At 66.3% G+C, this 14,331-nt stretch carries 14 protein-coding genes and 1 pseudogene; 10 read left to right on the top strand and 5 right to left on the bottom strand.

Features of this window, described 5'->3' with window-relative positions; all coding sequences use genetic code 11:
* Window position 1 precedes the first annotated feature (1 nt).
* On the top strand, window positions 2–907 hold the full coding sequence (locus C8258_RS04860; RefSeq protein WP_106954126.1) for a VOC family protein: 906 nt from the start codon (window positions 2–4) through the stop codon (window positions 905–907).
* Between the two features lie 42 nt (window positions 908–949).
* A pseudogene (locus C8258_RS04865) lies at window positions 950–1,270 on the top strand (3-ketosteroid-delta-1-dehydrogenase); the annotation flags it as partial.
* 203 nt (window positions 1,271–1,473) lie between these two features.
* Here C8258_RS04865 and C8258_RS32515 read toward each other — a convergent pair.
* Together C8258_RS32515 and C8258_RS04870 are read right to left on the bottom strand one after the other, a co-directional pair.
* A complete protein-coding gene (locus C8258_RS32515; protein ID WP_158271226.1) occupies window positions 1,474–1,626 on the bottom strand; it encodes a hypothetical protein in 153 nt (50 codons plus the stop codon).
* A 118-nt stretch (window positions 1,627–1,744) separates the two neighbouring features.
* Window positions 1,745–2,527 (bottom strand): IclR family transcriptional regulator, encoded by a 783-nt coding sequence (locus C8258_RS04870; RefSeq protein ID WP_106954127.1) that lies wholly within the window; start codon window positions 2,525–2,527, stop codon window positions 1,745–1,747.
* A 194-nt stretch (window positions 2,528–2,721) separates the two neighbouring features.
* Between C8258_RS04870 and C8258_RS04875 the strand changes: the two genes are divergently transcribed.
* Window positions 2,722–3,357, top strand: coding sequence for a TetR/AcrR family transcriptional regulator (locus C8258_RS04875; protein ID WP_039779670.1), 636 nt, complete (start codon window positions 2,722–2,724; stop codon window positions 3,355–3,357).
* 31 nt (window positions 3,358–3,388) lie between these two features.
* Here the strand turns inward: C8258_RS04875 and C8258_RS04880 are convergent, their stop codons facing one another.
* Window positions 3,389–4,252 carry an alpha/beta fold hydrolase gene (locus C8258_RS04880; RefSeq protein WP_106954128.1) on the bottom strand — a complete coding sequence of 288 codons (864 nt, stop codon included), beginning with the start codon at window positions 4,250–4,252 and terminating at the stop codon, window positions 3,389–3,391.
* Window positions 4,253–4,396: 144 nt separating this feature from the next.
* On the opposite strand from C8258_RS04880, the gene C8258_RS04885 reads away from it, so the two are divergent.
* The 3 genes from C8258_RS04885 (at window position 4,397) to C8258_RS04895 (ending at window position 6,869) form a co-directional block, all read left to right on the top strand.
* On the top strand, window positions 4,397–4,852 hold the full coding sequence (locus tag C8258_RS04885) for a hypothetical protein (RefSeq protein WP_146161165.1): 456 nt from the start codon (window positions 4,397–4,399) through the stop codon (window positions 4,850–4,852).
* 924 nt (window positions 4,853–5,776) lie between these two features.
* Window positions 5,777–6,223 (top strand): cytochrome P450, encoded by a 447-nt coding sequence (locus C8258_RS33605; RefSeq protein WP_369974710.1) that lies wholly within the window; start codon window positions 5,777–5,779, stop codon window positions 6,221–6,223.
* Window positions 6,224–6,314: 91 nt separating this feature from the next.
* Window positions 6,315–6,869, top strand: a complete 555-nt coding sequence (locus tag C8258_RS04895) for a dihydrofolate reductase family protein (protein ID WP_199195590.1) — start codon at window positions 6,315–6,317, stop codon at window positions 6,867–6,869.
* Between the two features lie 10 nt (window positions 6,870–6,879).
* Here C8258_RS04895 and C8258_RS04900 read toward each other — a convergent pair whose 3' ends face one another.
* Both C8258_RS04900 and C8258_RS04905 read right to left on the bottom strand, forming a co-directional pair.
* Window positions 6,880–8,166, bottom strand: coding sequence for a sensor domain-containing diguanylate cyclase (locus C8258_RS04900; protein ID WP_106954131.1), 1,287 nt, complete (start codon window positions 8,164–8,166; stop codon window positions 6,880–6,882).
* A gap of 134 nt (window positions 8,167–8,300) precedes the next feature.
* On the bottom strand, window positions 8,301–9,116 hold the full coding sequence (locus C8258_RS04905) for a terpene synthase family protein (protein WP_233224880.1): 816 nt from the start codon (window positions 9,114–9,116) through the stop codon (window positions 8,301–8,303).
* Between the two features lie 467 nt (window positions 9,117–9,583).
* Here C8258_RS04905 and C8258_RS04910 point away from each other — a divergent pair, with 467 nt between their 5' ends.
* The 4 genes from C8258_RS04910 to C8258_RS04925 all read left to right on the top strand — a co-directional run bounded on the left by C8258_RS04910 (window position 9,584) and on the right by C8258_RS04925 (window position 14,196).
* Window positions 9,584–10,549 (top strand): DUF1152 domain-containing protein, encoded by a 966-nt coding sequence (locus C8258_RS04910; RefSeq protein WP_106954132.1) that lies wholly within the window; start codon window positions 9,584–9,586, stop codon window positions 10,547–10,549.
* A gap of 134 nt (window positions 10,550–10,683) precedes the next feature.
* Window positions 10,684–12,009, top strand: a complete 1,326-nt coding sequence (locus C8258_RS04915) for a hypothetical protein (RefSeq protein WP_146161166.1) — start codon at window positions 10,684–10,686, stop codon at window positions 12,007–12,009.
* Window positions 12,010–12,022: 13 nt separating this feature from the next.
* Entirely contained in the window at window positions 12,023–12,619 is a 597-nt protein-coding gene (locus tag C8258_RS04920; RefSeq protein WP_106954134.1) for an SMI1/KNR4 family protein, read from the top strand.
* A 137-nt stretch (window positions 12,620–12,756) separates the two neighbouring features.
* Window positions 12,757–14,196 (top strand): amidase, encoded by a 1,440-nt coding sequence (locus C8258_RS04925; RefSeq protein ID WP_106954336.1) that lies wholly within the window; start codon window positions 12,757–12,759, stop codon window positions 14,194–14,196.
* The last annotated feature ends 135 nt before the right edge of the window (window positions 14,197–14,331 follow it).

A 14,331-nucleotide genomic window follows, 5' to 3' on the forward strand; every position in this document is an offset into this window, starting at 1 on the left:
CATGACTGAAATCAAGGGGCTCGGCTATGTCCGGGTGCTCGCCACCGATATGGATCGCTGGCGGGAATTGGGCTTCGATGTGCTGGGATTCGCACCGGGATTCGGAGACGAGACGGATGCGCTGCATTTCCGCATGGACGAGCGCCCGTCGCGGATCACCGTCGAACGTGCCGATGTCGACCGGGTGAGCGCGGTCGGCTGGGAATTGCGCGACGGACCGGCGCTGCGCCGGCTGGAAGCGACATTGCGCGACGCCGGATACGAATTCACGCCCATGTCACAGGAATTGGCCGACCGCCGCAAGGTCGAAGCCGGTATCTGCATGACCGATCCGGGTGGCACACCGCTGGAGTTCTTCCACGGACCGGTCCTCGAACACAGTCCGGTCGTCACCAAGTACGCGCAGCGATTCGTCACCGGCGCACAGGGGCTCGGTCACGTGGTGATGCCGACCGCCAACTTCGAGGAGTCCTACGCCTTCTACACCGAAACGCTGGGCTTCCTGTCCCGCGGCGCATTCCGGATGCCCTCGCCTCCGGGGACCGGGCCGTTGCGCATCAGGTTCCTCGGCGTGAATCAGCGCCACCACAGCCTGGCGATCATGCCCGCGCCGGAAGGTCGCGACCCCGGGCTGATCCACGTAATGGTCGAGGTCGATTCGCTCGATGCCGTCGGACGGGCCCTCGATCAGGTGATGGCACGGGATTTCCCGGTGTCCTCGACGCTCGGCCGCCACACCAACGACAAGATGATCTCCTTCTACGTCGGGGTGCCCGGCGGCTGGGATATCGAATACGGGACCGCGGGCGAACTGGTCGACGAGTCCTACTACACCGCCGAGGAGATCACCGCCGACAGCTATTGGGGCCATGAATGGTTGTGGGCCAAGCAGATGAAGCAAGCATGAAAGGCCGATCGGCGATGAACTCCAGCGAAAACCACACAGCCGAGACGGACCACTCCGATGACATTCATGTGGGCCGACGGCTACTCCGACTATCACCCCGAACTGCCGGGCGGATCGGCGGCGGGACGCACCTGCGAGTGCAAGCCGTTCGACGCTTCCCGGCTCGGTGCGCACCGGTCGCGGCTGCGTCCCGGGGTGATGGAGGCATCCGGGCTGCCGATGCCGGTGACCGGCGCGGATTACAAGTGGCTCAACCTGATCGCGCGCACCCCGCGCAAGGCACTGTGGCGCGGCATGAAGGACATGGCGATCGGCGTGGGCGGGCTCGTGCTCAAACGTGAGTACATCGCGGAGTCGCGTGCCGCGTGCGTGGAACGTCATGCCGCCGGCGCACTCTCGGACGCGGCGATGCGAGACTGCTCGCAGCTTCGTGAATCGATCCGGTCCGCTGCGGAATCCGGAGATCTACGCGTGCTCGACAGCGCGGCGCGCTGAGCGGATATCGAGACACCGGGCCCCTGCCGTCATTCGACGACAGGGGCCCGTGCGGTATCTCTTCGATCGGTTCATCGGACCGGTTCGGTGTGCATCGCCTGTGTGCCCACGACCGTGAGCAGCGCGAGCTTCTCGGCGGTGTCGGTCCCGGCGCGTGGGGTGAACCAGAGCAACCGCTGGCGGCTGTCCTCGCTGAAGAGGCTGAGGCAGGTGAGGTCGAGCATGCCGACGGTACACGGTGACGATCCGCCCGATCGGCCAGCCCGCCTGATTCCAGGGGGCGGCGTGCGCGCAGGTGTTTCGCCCGCGAAAGTACCTGTGCCGCACCGCTACTCGTGACGGTCAGACGCGCACGGGCTGCGGACCCCGCCGCGGCGCCGCCAGCGCCACGCGCCGGATCTCGTTCGCCGCCAGCCGTACGTCCGAGACGACCGCGCTGGTTTTGATCGAGCGCGTCGGACCACACAGGGACACCGCCACGCGCCCGCGGTCGACATCGATGTCGAGCGCGGCCGCGACCACCGTTACTCCCAGCGCGCAGCCCTGCGAGTCCACCGCGACTCCGCTGCGATCGCGCACCTTCTCCAGTTCACGCTCCAGTTGCCGGCGAGTCCGCATGCTGTAGCAGGTCGGCGCGCTGGCAAAGGCGAGCTCCGGCCACTGCTCCGGTTCCATCGCTGCCAGCAACGCGTGCCCGGCCGCGGTGAACTCGACGGGCTGGCGAGCGCCGACCGCCCACTGGCGCCCCAGCGTCGGCCAGGCGCCCACCCGGTTCAGATGCAGGATCTCCGCGCCGGACAACAGGCTCAGATGTGCGGTCAGGCCCGTGCGCCGGTGCAGTGCGGTCATGACCGCCATCGCCACGTCGTTGACGCTGCGCTGGCGCACCACCTGCGACCCGAGCTCGAACATCCTTATGCCCAAAGCGTATTCGAAGCCGTGGCGTTCCACCCAGCCGAGTTCCACGAGCCGCTGCAGGATTCGATGCGCCGACGAGCGCGGGAGATGTGAGCGCCGGGCGATATCGGCCAGCGTCATGGGTCGCTGCCCGACGAAGGCCTCCAGCAGGGACGCCACGCGATCGATCATCGCGTTGGGGGTTTGTTCGAGCTGCACCGTTGCCACCTGTTGCCTCCAACCGCCGGACATGTGCAGAATATGACTACCTGTCAGATTCTGACAGGTCCGAGTCTAAGGAGGGCGCAGATGGATGTAAAGCAGATCACATCGATGTGCTCGAACGGATCGACGAATGCGAACCCCTCCAGGCGTTTTCCCGACCGCGTTACTGTGGATTGCGATCAAGGAGGAGAGAGGTCGTGAGCAAGTCGTCCAGGCCGACGCTGACCGAACGCCGCGCGGAGGAGTTGCGCCTGGCCATCGCGAATACCGCGCGCGATATGTTCGTCGCCGACGGTGACACCTCCGCGACCGTGGAACGCATCTGCGAGACGGTCGGCATCGCGCCGAGGACCTTCCACCGCCACTTCCCGGTGAAGGAAGACGTCATGGGGCCGCTGTTCCGGCGCAGCCAGGCGATCATCATCGACTTCCTGAAGAACGCGCCGGCCGACGCCGACGTCGCCGAAACACTGGCGCGCGCGTTCACCACCGAGGTGTACAAGCGCCGGACACCCGAATCCGACCGCAAATTCATGACGCTGATGATCCATACGCCGCAGTACCGTCTGCGCTGGCTGGAATGGGGCGAGCAACTCTGCGAGCCGATCACGGAATTCCTTTCGGCGAGAGTCGAACTCGGTGACGATCCGTTCCTGCGCAGACTCCCGGCGGAGCTGATCGTGCACACCAGCCGCCAGGCCTACATCCAGTGGGTCGACGAGGAGGTCGGCGGCGATTTCTCCGAGGTGGAGGCCCTGCAGCTGCGCGGTATGAAGATGCTGCTCGTCGGTCTGCGGGCGGTGATGGCGCAACCGTCGGTGCCGGTCCCGTAATCGCACGGCGGAACCGGCACCGATGCGGTGGCTAACGGGCGAGAAACGCCGAGACGGTCGCCTCCCACGCCTGCTTCTGCTCGATCATCACCCAGTGTCCGCAGTTCGGGAAGATGTGCACCTCGCCGTGGGGCAGGGTCCGCATCGCGATCAGCGACATGTCGACCGGGCTCACCCGGTCGTCGCGCCCCCACGTGATCAGCGTCGGAACGGAGATCCGGCGCAGATTCGCCCAGCCCGGCGTGACATCGGCGGCGCGTGCTGCCTCCGCCATGCGCGCCAGCGCCGCGCGGCCGTACATCCGCCGTGAATTCTCCAGGACGCCGGGTTCGGTGGCCTGCTCCCAGCGCTGCTCGATCAGTTCCTCGGTGAGCAGCGCCTGGTCGTAGACCATCGAGCGCAGCCAGGCGACCAAACTGTCGCGGGTCGGATTCTCGACGAACTCACTGAGCCGGATGATCCCCTCGCCCGGCTGCGGACTGAAGATGTTCGTGCCGATGCCGCCGATGGTGACCAGACGTTCGACCCGCTGCGGCGCGGCGAGAGCGAATTCCGTTGCCACGAAACCGCCCATCGAGTTGCCGATGATCCGGACGGTCTCGAGTCCGAGCCCGTCCAGGAACGCGGTGACCGCCAGCTGCGCCGACATCATCGGATGTGCCGCACCGAAGTCGTCGCTGACCCCGAATCCGGGGAACTCGAGCACCAGCGTGCGGTAATGCCGGGCGAAGGTCGGCACGTTACCGCTGAAGTTGCGCCAGCCGGTGACACCGGGCCCGGATCCGTGCAGCATCAGCAGTGGCGGGCCCTCGCCAGTGTCGCGGTAGCGCAGCACGCCGTGTTCGGTGGGCAATTCCAGTAGTTCGGGTACCGAGCGGGTATCGACGGAGGTCATATTCCGAGCCTGCCATCGCCGCGACGCGGCACTGCCGACATTTCCCGGTCAGCGGTCGATCGACGCGGACACGTGGCACCCTACGAGGATTGTGCGGTCGGCGATCGGGGTGAGACCGGAACCTTCCCCTGCTTCAATGGCCTCATGAAACCGGTGGAGCGGTGGGCGAGAGTCCTTGCGGGAGTGGGCAGTGTGGTTGCCGTCGGGCTCGTGGTCCTGTACGGGCTCGCGGTGTTCCTCGGTGGTATGCCCGACGAGGGCGCCCCGCCCGTCCCACAGCGGATCATTCTCGTCGTCAAAGCCGTCGTCATCGGTGTCGCGTGTATCGCGCTGTCGACCGGTGCGATCATCGGGCGGCCGAGGTCGATCCTCGCCGGGTGCGTGTTGTTCGTCGCGGATTTCGTTCTGCTGTACGTCTGGTACTCGAATGTTCTCGTTCCGCCCGAAAGCTTGCCCGTCGAGTCCGAGACCGGGGGATATCCACTCGAGTTCGTGCTCGCGGTATGGATGGTCTGGATGGTGCTCCCGATCGTGACAGCGCTGCTCGTCGTCGCCTGGAGTGGGGTGGCGCGTAGGCCGTCGTTTCGGTTGTCGGCGTAGATCGGCGACCCTCGCGGGCTCGGCCGAACCGTCATGGCGGTCGCCGTAGATCGCGTCCCCGGGCCCGGCGATTGTGCTTGAATGTGTCTAGAACCTGTTTCAGTCAGCGATGACGGCCCGGTGGTTGATATGCGTGCGACACGTCCCGATATCCCGGCGAATTTCGATGTCACGGATCCGGATATGTGGGCCCGGCGGGTGCCGGTCGAAGAGCTGGCGGAACTGCGTCGTGCGGCCCCGATCTGGTGGAATTCGAAGCCGCCGCACAGCGACGGTTTTCCGGACGACGGATTCTGGGTGGTGACCAAACACGTCGACGTCAAAGAGGTGTCTCGGCGCAGCGATGTGTTCTCCAACGCCGAGAACACCGCGCTGCCGCGGTACGGCGTCGAACTCACCCCCGAGCGGATGGAGATGCAGCGGCTCGTTCTGCTGAATCAGGATGCGCCGCAACACACCAGGATGCGCAAGCTGATCTCGAAGGGATTCACCCCGCGGGCCGTCAACGGGCTGCGCGCGGAGTTGTCCGCCCGCGCCGAGGCCATCGTGGCGGCGGCCGCCGAGGCGGGCGCGGGTGACTTCGTCACGCAGGTGGCATGCGAACTGCCGTTGCAGGCGATCGCGGAATTGATCGGCGTGCCGCAGGAGGACCGGATGAAGATTTTCCGGTGGTCCAACGAAATGATCGGTTACGACGACCCGGAGTACGCCGGCGTCGACCCGCTGGCCGCTTCCGCCGAACTCCTCGCCTACGCCTGGCAGATGGCCGAAGCGAGAAAGGCGCGGCCGGCCGACGATATCGTGACCGAACTGGTCCACGCCGACGTCGACGGCGAAGCGCTGACCTCGGAGGAATTCGGCTTCTTCGTCATCCTCCTGGCCGTGGCCGGCAACGAGACCACCCGTAACGCGATCACGCATGGAATGATCGCATTCCTCGAAAACCCCGGCCAATGGGAACTTTTCAAGTCACAGCGACCCAAGACCGCCGTCGACGAGATCGTCCGATGGGCGACGCCGGTGAGTACGTTCCAGCGAACCGCGCTCGAGGACACCGAACTCGGCGGCGTGCGCATCCGGAAGGGGCAGCGGGTACTGATCGTCTACCGATCCGCGAATTTCGACGAAGAGGTCTTCGACGCTCCGTTCACCTTCGACATCACCCGGGATCCCAACCCGCACTTGGCCTTCGGCGGAACAGGAGCGCACTTCTGCATCGGCGCCAACCTGGCCAGACTGGAGATCGACCTGATCTTCAACGCCGTCGCCGACCATCTTCCCGACATCACCAAGCTGGGCGACCCGCGGCGCTTGCGGTCGGGCTGGTTGAACGGCATCAAGGAATTCCAGGTGCGCTACCGGGGCGAGTGAAGGGTCCGTCTCCGACCGGCCGGATGGCATGGACGCACCGACCGTCGATGATTTTCGGCCGCACGCATCGTCTCTTCTGCGACTCGACAGAATGGATGAACCGATGCAGATCCTGGCCCGCCTGTGTATGACCGCCGATGGTTACGTGACGACTCCGGACGGCTGGCCGCCTCAGGTCATCGATCCGGTGCACGGTCCGGGCAGTCACGGCATCGCCGAATTCCTGCGTACCTGTGAGGCCGCGTTGATGGGCCGTACGACCTTCGAACCGGCGCTGTCCGCCGATCGCTGGCCGTGGCCGGATCTCGAGGTCTTCGTGCTCGGTTCGCACCGGCCCGAGGGCACCCCCGACGATGTGATCGTCGACGACGATCCGGTGCGGTTGCTGGAGAAGGTGCGTGCGGCCAATCGCGGCGGCGATGTCCATCTGATCGGTGGGCCCGCCACGATCGAGACCTATCGCGCGCTCGGTGTCCTCGACAAACTCGAGCTCGTGATCCTGCCGTTCTTCGTCGGCGGCGGCATACGCCTGACCGACTCGCTGGATCCGCGGACCGATCTAGAATTCGAGAGCTCGCGGCCGTTGGACGGTGGTGGCGTGGAGATCGTCTATCGAGTGCTGCCGGCCGCCGAACAGCCGTCGTAGCCCGGGGTCCTCAGGCGTTTCCGTATCTGGCGGGGCCCTCGTCGGCGGACTCGGCAGCGTGAACGGTGTGCAGAATCCAGTTGCCGCGGGCGCCGGATTTGGCGTCGTACAGCGAGGTGTCGGCCGCGTCGAGCAGCCATTCCGGGTCCTTGCCCGCGACCGGTGTGACGACGGCGCCGATACTGGCGGAAATGTGGAGCCTGTGCCCACCGACGATGAGGGGATGCGACAGCGCGCCGCGCAGGCGATCTGCGACAGCGGAGACCCGTCGCGTGTCGGCCGGGGGCGGGATGAGGGTGACGAATTCGTCGCCGCCGATCCGTGCGACCAGGCATCCGTCGTCCTGCAGGCTGTCGTGCAGGCGACGTGCGACGGTGGCCAGCACCTGGTCGCCGACGCCGTGACCGTATCGGTCGTTGACCTCTTTGAAGTGGTCCAGGTCGGTGAAGCACAGCCCCATCTGGTCGCTCTCGCCGGCTGTGGAGATCACTGCTCTGAGCGTGTCGAGCAGGTGGCGGCGGTTGGGCAGCTCGGTGAGCGCGTCGTGGCGCGCCTGGTAGTGGAGCTGCTCCTGGAGTTGGTGGCGTTCGGTGACGTCCTCACCGATGGCGAGCAGATAGTCCGGGCCGAAGGCGCTCCGGACATAGGTGATCGCGAATGTGGCCCAGCCGGTGCTGCCGTCCGCGCGCTGCAGACGCCGTTCGATCTTCGCGGTACCCGCCCTGGCCGGCACCAGGTCGTCGTAGACCATCTGGCGGATCGCGGCCTGATCATCGGGGTGGGCGAAGTCGTAGACGCTGATTCCGCGTAGCGAGTCGACCGGTACGCCGATCATGTCGGCCAGATGTGGATTGGCTTCCAGCAGAACACCGTTGGTGTCGCCGATAGCGATGGCGATGGAGGCGTGGTCGAACACGAGCCGGAACCGGCGCTGGCCTTCCTCGACATCCTCGGCCCGGATCGCTTCGGCCAGGAAGTGGTGGCCGTGTCCGAACGCGACGAGCAGGGCGGCCATGCGCCGGCCGGTGTCGGGGTGGTCGCTGAATTCCGTGAGCCTGTGCAGTACCGGGGCGGACACGACCGGTACCGCCGGATCGGTGAGCTGGGCACCCGCCAGCGCCGCTCCCGCTCGGGATCCGGCGGCCGCGTCGAAGATCTCCGCGGTCAGACTGGCGTGGAATTCTTCCAGCAGATCACGCAGAAACGAAATTTCTACATCGGCGTAGGAAGGGTGGGCGGTGATCGTCGCGAGCGCGCGCTCCCATTGCTGGGCGAGTGCCGTGCTCAGATCATCCACTCCAACTCCCCATGTCCGATGCGCTTGTGCTGCTACTTCGGGTGCCCGGCGATAGTCCCCCGGCTGGTACTGCTGATCGAGACGCTGCAGTCAAAGGTACTGCATGCCCGATTCGTCACGTCATCGGCGGACTCCTATGGGTGGTGGGCCTCGGCGAATATCGACCGGCCCTTGTAGCGCGAGGTGACGCATTGCCACACCCAGCTCGCCTGCACGCATTGGTCGAGGTCGTCGGCATAGTCGGTGACGGCGGTGGAAAGCGGCGGACCGAGTGTGGCGCAGCGGTCGAGCAGGTCGCGGCGCAGCCCGCGGAAGTCTGTGAATCGCTCGCGCACGATCTGCGCGGCGTCGAGTACGGCGTCGGCCAGTGTCGCCCCGGGCGTATTGAGCAGCAGAATCGAGATGAGGTTGAAATCGGAACGGTCCACGATGACCTCCTTCTCGAAGGAGAAGACATCGTTCATCAGGGCGCCGACTTCGGCGGTCAGGCGTTCCAGCGTGCGCAGGTCTTCGGCGAGGCCGGCGGCCGCGAGCTGCTCCCAGGGCAGGGTGGTGTCGCGTGCGAACTCGCACAGCTGGATCGCGGGGTACATTCCCGAGACTTCGTTGCGCAGGGCGATGTAGTCGTCGACGCTGAGCAGGTCACCGCGCGCCCCGACGTTCTGATCGCGGATCGCCGAGCGCAGATGGTCGATCGTCGATGCGCGGAATCGCTGCAACCAGACGGGCTCGGCTTGTTCGGTGAGGGTCGTCAAGAATTCGAGGCTCGCCTCGACGATGGGCGTGGAGTTGTCCGGCCGGATTCGGCCGGACTCGAATAATCGACACAGATGGTCGACTTCCCGCTGTGCCTGTGCTCGTTCGTCCTCGGACAGATGGCTGAACTTCTCGCGGCCCACCGTGTCGTTGAGTGCGAACAGGATCGCGTTGTAGACACCGATCGTCGTCATCCGCGGCAGGTCTATCGTGCGCGGATGTAGGTAGGGTGTCATCGAATTGTAGGCGGCACCACCGCTTTCCAGCCAGATCCGGTGTCTGCGACAGAACGTCTCGACCGCCTCGCACGCCTCCGCGCCGAACCGGTTCGGCGCGAAAGTGCCACAGTATTCAGCGATATCGCAGTCATCGGTGCTGAACAGAGTGCGCAACGACCATCGATCCCCGTGAAGAAGTGACCGGTACTCGGTGTGCATGGCGGCGATTTCCGATTCGATATGAGGCATGTACTGCACGAACGTCTCCCAACCAAGAACGGCATCAGCCGACCCGAAAGTGTCGCCGACAGTTGGCGATACCCGGTACCAGTATTTCATCGGACACCGGCCGCGCGAAGCGGATGCGTTTCAGAATTCGACGCTCTCGAAGAGGGAGGTCGACCCCGGCTCCCCATCGGGGGATGTGCTGAATACTTCGACGAATGGTTGCTCCCACCCTGTTCGACACACCGTTGCTCCATCGCCTTCGGCACTGCGAGCGGATTCTGATCGCCGGTGCCGGTGGTGGGTTCGACCTGCTCAGCGGTCTGCCGATAGCCTTCGCGCTGCACGAACACCTCGAGACGGTCTTCCTGGCCAACCTCACCTTCACACCCATCACACGCACCGACGCACGACCGGTAGCGGCTGGAGTGTTCGAAGTCGACGCCGTCACCGACTGTCCGATTTCCTACTTCCCGGAAAAGCACCTCGCGGTGTGGTTACGCGACCACGGCTACCCGGACCGGGTGTTCGCGATCCGCAAAGGCGGACCCGCCGACATCCGAGCGGCCTACGCATGGTTGGCCCGCGAGCTGAGCCTGGACGCAATCGTTCTCGTCGACGGCGGGACCGATCTACTCATGACCGGTGATGAAGCCGGACTCGGAACGCCGGTCGAGGACGTCACCAGCCTGCTGGCCGCCCACGCCCTCGACTTGCCGGTCAAACTCGCGGTCTGCGTCGGATTCGGTGTCGACACCTACCATGGCGTCTGCCACGCGCATTTCCTGGAAAACGTTGCCGCCCTGTCCAAAAGCGGCGCCTACCATGGGGTGTTCGCTCTCCTGCCCGGCATCGCCGCCACCGATGCATGGCTCGACGCCGTCGACTGGGTCCAGCGCCGTACTCCCGGCCGGGAGAGCATCGTCTGCGCGTCGATCACCGACGCCTCCCGGGGCGAATACGGGGACCACCACTCACTGACACGTACGCGTGCGAAAGGCGCCGAGCTGTTCATCAACCCGCTGATGTCGATGGTCTGGGGATTCGACCTCGACGCGGTCGCACACCGCGTTCTCTACCGCCACGACATCGCCCACGCGACAACACCATTCGAAGTCGCCGCCGCCATCGAAGCGTTCCGTGACCACATACCGCTGCGGCCACGGCGGACGATACCGGCTTGACTTCGCGGCCGCCTCTCGACTTCCGAAAGTCATTTCGCTCCGATCGCGTCGGTGGTCGCGAGTGGTGGGGGTCACTCTTGACCGTTCGAAGTCGGTGACGTTAGTTTCGAATCGACATGAACTTGGGGGGTGAAATGTCTTCTTCGACAGGACGTTTCGTTAGCAAATCAGTAGCTGTTCTTGCTGTCGTCCTCGGCATCTTCGGGATGCTGGCGGTCGCGGCGCCGGTAGGGTCCGCCGATCCGCTGGACTGCGGGGCGGTCGCTGCGCGGATCGAGGCGCACAATCAGGCTGCCGCGGTCCACAACGCGAGTCCGCCGAATCCGTCGGACGAGGCGGCGGTGGCGGCCTACAACGCGGAGGCCGAGCGCGGCAATGCCGAGATCCCGGAATTGCAGAGCCTGGCCGAGCAGTGCCGGGCCGAGGGGCACGACGTTCCGCAGGTCGGTGCGCCGCCGAAACCCGATGCGCCGCAACCGTGCCCGGCCGCGCTGATCATCGCCGCGGCCGCGCCCAACCCGAGCTGCCCACCGAGCCCTGCACCGGGGCCCGCGCCCGCGCCTTCGCCGAGTCCGGCGCCGGCGAATCCGCGCACGCCGTCGGTACCGTTGCCGCCGCGCTCATCGACCGGTCCGGCGCTACCGAATCCCGCAATGGCGTTGCCGCCGTTGTCGCGGATCATCCGCAATCCCGCGATCCCGCAAGGTGGCAGCTACAATCCGTCGACGTTGATCGGGAACCCCGCTCCGGCACAGCCGGTCCTGCTGCCCAACAGCATGGTGAACGGCCCCAACGCCTTCCGTGTCCTGCCCGCACCCGCGAATCCGTTGCAGGCGCCCGGCGCTACCGGTGGGATCGGGCCGGCGCCGGATATGACGGCCATGCAGCAGGAGTTCTTCGCCAACGCCTTCCAGATCCAGCGGGCCGCGCAGGGTGTGCCGCGCCCGAGCAACGCCACGCCGCAGGTGTTCGCGCTGCCGAACCCGGACGGCACCAGCCCGGTCGCCGACCAGACCCCGGTCGTCCTCATCGCCGGCGATGGCGGCAATGTGCTGGCCTCGCCGCTGGACGACTACAACCGCTCCGGCGGCCTCGTCGGCTACATCACCCCCGCCATGGTCGGCACCGGCGGTTCCCCCTCGATCAAGATCCCCGGCGCTAGCAGGCCGTATCAGCGTGGACATCTGTGCGCCAACGTCAATGGCTGCCCGGGGGACCTGCCTCAATTCCTCACTCCGGAACTCGGCGCGATCAACACCGGCATCATTCGCGACTGGGACGTCGAGATCAGCAAGGTCGTCAGCGGCGCCAGAGTTGCCGACGGGATCCCGCAGCAGAACGTATCGCTGGGCAAGATCCCGCTCTACGTCGGCGACAACGCCATCCCCGACTACATCCTGATGTGGGCGATCGGCGACAAGGGATGGAATCCCGGTCCCGTGCTGATCCAGAATTTCTGACAGGATCGAGACGATGACCGCCTTCGACGAGCTCACCACCCTCCTCCCGCCGCCACCGGCACGGCCGCCGGTGACCTGGGAAGCGACCGAGGCCGAGCTCGGCGTCGAGCTGCCGGCCGACTACAAGCGGCTCTACCACGCCTACGGTGATGTCCTGTGGTGCAACGCATTCCGGTTGCTGGGCCCCGCGCCCGACGAATGGGACGATCTCGCCGCCCGCACCCACCGGGCCCGCGGCGACCTGCTGCCCCCGGAACAGTTACTGCCGCAATGGCAGCCTCCGGTGCCGGCCGGGGTGTCGATCGAACCGGCACAGCTGATCCAGTGGGGCGCTCACGAGGGCGGGGACTATCTGCTGTGGTACCCCGGACCGGATCCGGCGGTGTGGACGATCATCCTCACCAACGTCCATCAATCCGCATGGTTGTTCACGGCCATGCCGGTCACCGACTTCCTGCTGGCCTGGACCACCGGGACCCTCGACCTGGCCGGCAACGACTACTTCGACGTCGGCCACTACCTCGACGGGGAGCCGCCCTACTACGAGATCGACAATCCCGCAGGAGATCTCGCGGACGGTGAGTCGATCCGGGTACAAGCCACACCCTGAACCGGCACTCCTCGTGTCGTATGCCGGGTGCAGCGCCGCGGGCGGCGCCATTACCTCATCCGTGCAACGATCACCCCGTGCGCCGACTCGCTTCCCGATAAGGTGCCGGTGTGGACGCCTACTCGAGTTCGGACGCGATGGCGCTGGCTGCTCTGGTGCGGTCGGGTGAGGCCGAGCCGGCCGAGCTGCTGGAGGCGGCGCGGGCGCGCGCGGCCGAAGTCAATCCGCGGATCAACGCGATCGTGGCCGACGTCGATCCGGCCCGTGCTGTCGAGGTGGACGACGCGCCTTTCGCTGGCGTGCCGTTCCTTATAAAGGACCTTCATCAACATCTCGCCGGCTATCCCACCAGTGGCGGTTCGCGGTCGCTCGCGTCGGTCCCGGCGACCGAGAATGCCACGGTGGTGCAGCGGTGGCTCGATGCCGGGCTGGTCATCTTCGGTAAGACCAATACCCCCGAATTCGGCGCCAAGGGAATCACCGAACCCGAGTTGTTCGGTCCGGCGCGCAATCCGTGGAACACCGAGCACACGCCCGGCGGGTCCTCAGGTGGCGCCGCGGCGGCGGTGGCCGCGGGCATCGTGCCGTGCGCGGGAGCCAGCGACGGGGGTGGTTCGATCCGAATTCCGGCCTCGGCGTGTGGGCTGTTCGGGCTCAAGGCTTCTCGCGGTCTGATCCCGGCCGGTCCCGTGCACGGTGAGTATCTGGGTGGAACCGCCGCCGATGGTGTCATCTCTCGTTCGGTGCGAGACACCGCCGCCATGCTCGATGTGCTGGCGGGCCCGACTCCGGTTGCGCCGTACCTGGCGGCACAGGGGCAAGGGAGCTATCTCGCGGAGGTGGAACGCGCCCCGGGGCGTCTTCGGATCGGCGTCTGCACAGCCAGTTCGGTCAATCCGGCGCCCCATCCGGAGGCTGTGGCGGCGGCGAACGGAGCGGCCGAACTACTGATGAGCCTCGGCCATGACGTGGTGGAGCTGCCCCGCGCTCCCTTCGATGACGCGGCGTTGGCCAAGGATTTTCTCACTACCTGGTTCGTCGAGTGTGCCTTCTCGGTGGATGAGGCCAAAGCCGCTGGGGGCGTGGGGGATTCGGGATTCGAGCTCGATACCCGGCTGATGGCCGCGCTGGGACGCGCGACCAAGGCTGTCGAGTTGACTCGCGCCGTCGAGCGGCGACACCAGTACGTGCGACGGCTGGCGGAATTTCACGAGTCCTACGACCTGCTGCTCACTCCGACCACAGCCACCCCGCCGCCTCGGATCGGGGCATTCGACCTCGCGCCTGCGCTGCGCACGGCACAGCGATTGCTGCTGACCGCCCGCGTCGCCGGGCTGCTGCGCTGGACACCGATCGTCCACCAGTTCATCAACGACAACCTGAGCTGGGTTCCCTACACCCAATTGGCGAACATCACCGGCCGTCCCGCCATGAGTGTGCCACTGCACTGGACTCCCGACGGGCTGCCGATCGGCGTCCAGTTCGTCGGCCGCCTCGGGGCGGAAGGACAGCTCATCCGGCTGGCCGCGCAGCTCGAGCAGGCCCAGCCGTGGGCCCACCGCCGCCCCGACCTCTGACCCGGCGTCTGCCGCCAGAGGCGGTGACCGTCTGTCGGCACGCCATCCGACGACATCGTCGGCCCGGAGAGCGGTAACTGCCTCGGGGGTACGCGAAGATTCCGATTCCATACCGGGGTTCGACGGTTCCGGGGA

The sequence above is a fragment of the Nocardia sp. MDA0666 genome (assembly GCF_003023875.1).
In the GTDB taxonomy this organism is placed as follows: Bacteria; Actinomycetota; Actinomycetes; order Mycobacteriales; family Mycobacteriaceae; genus Nocardia; species Nocardia aobensis.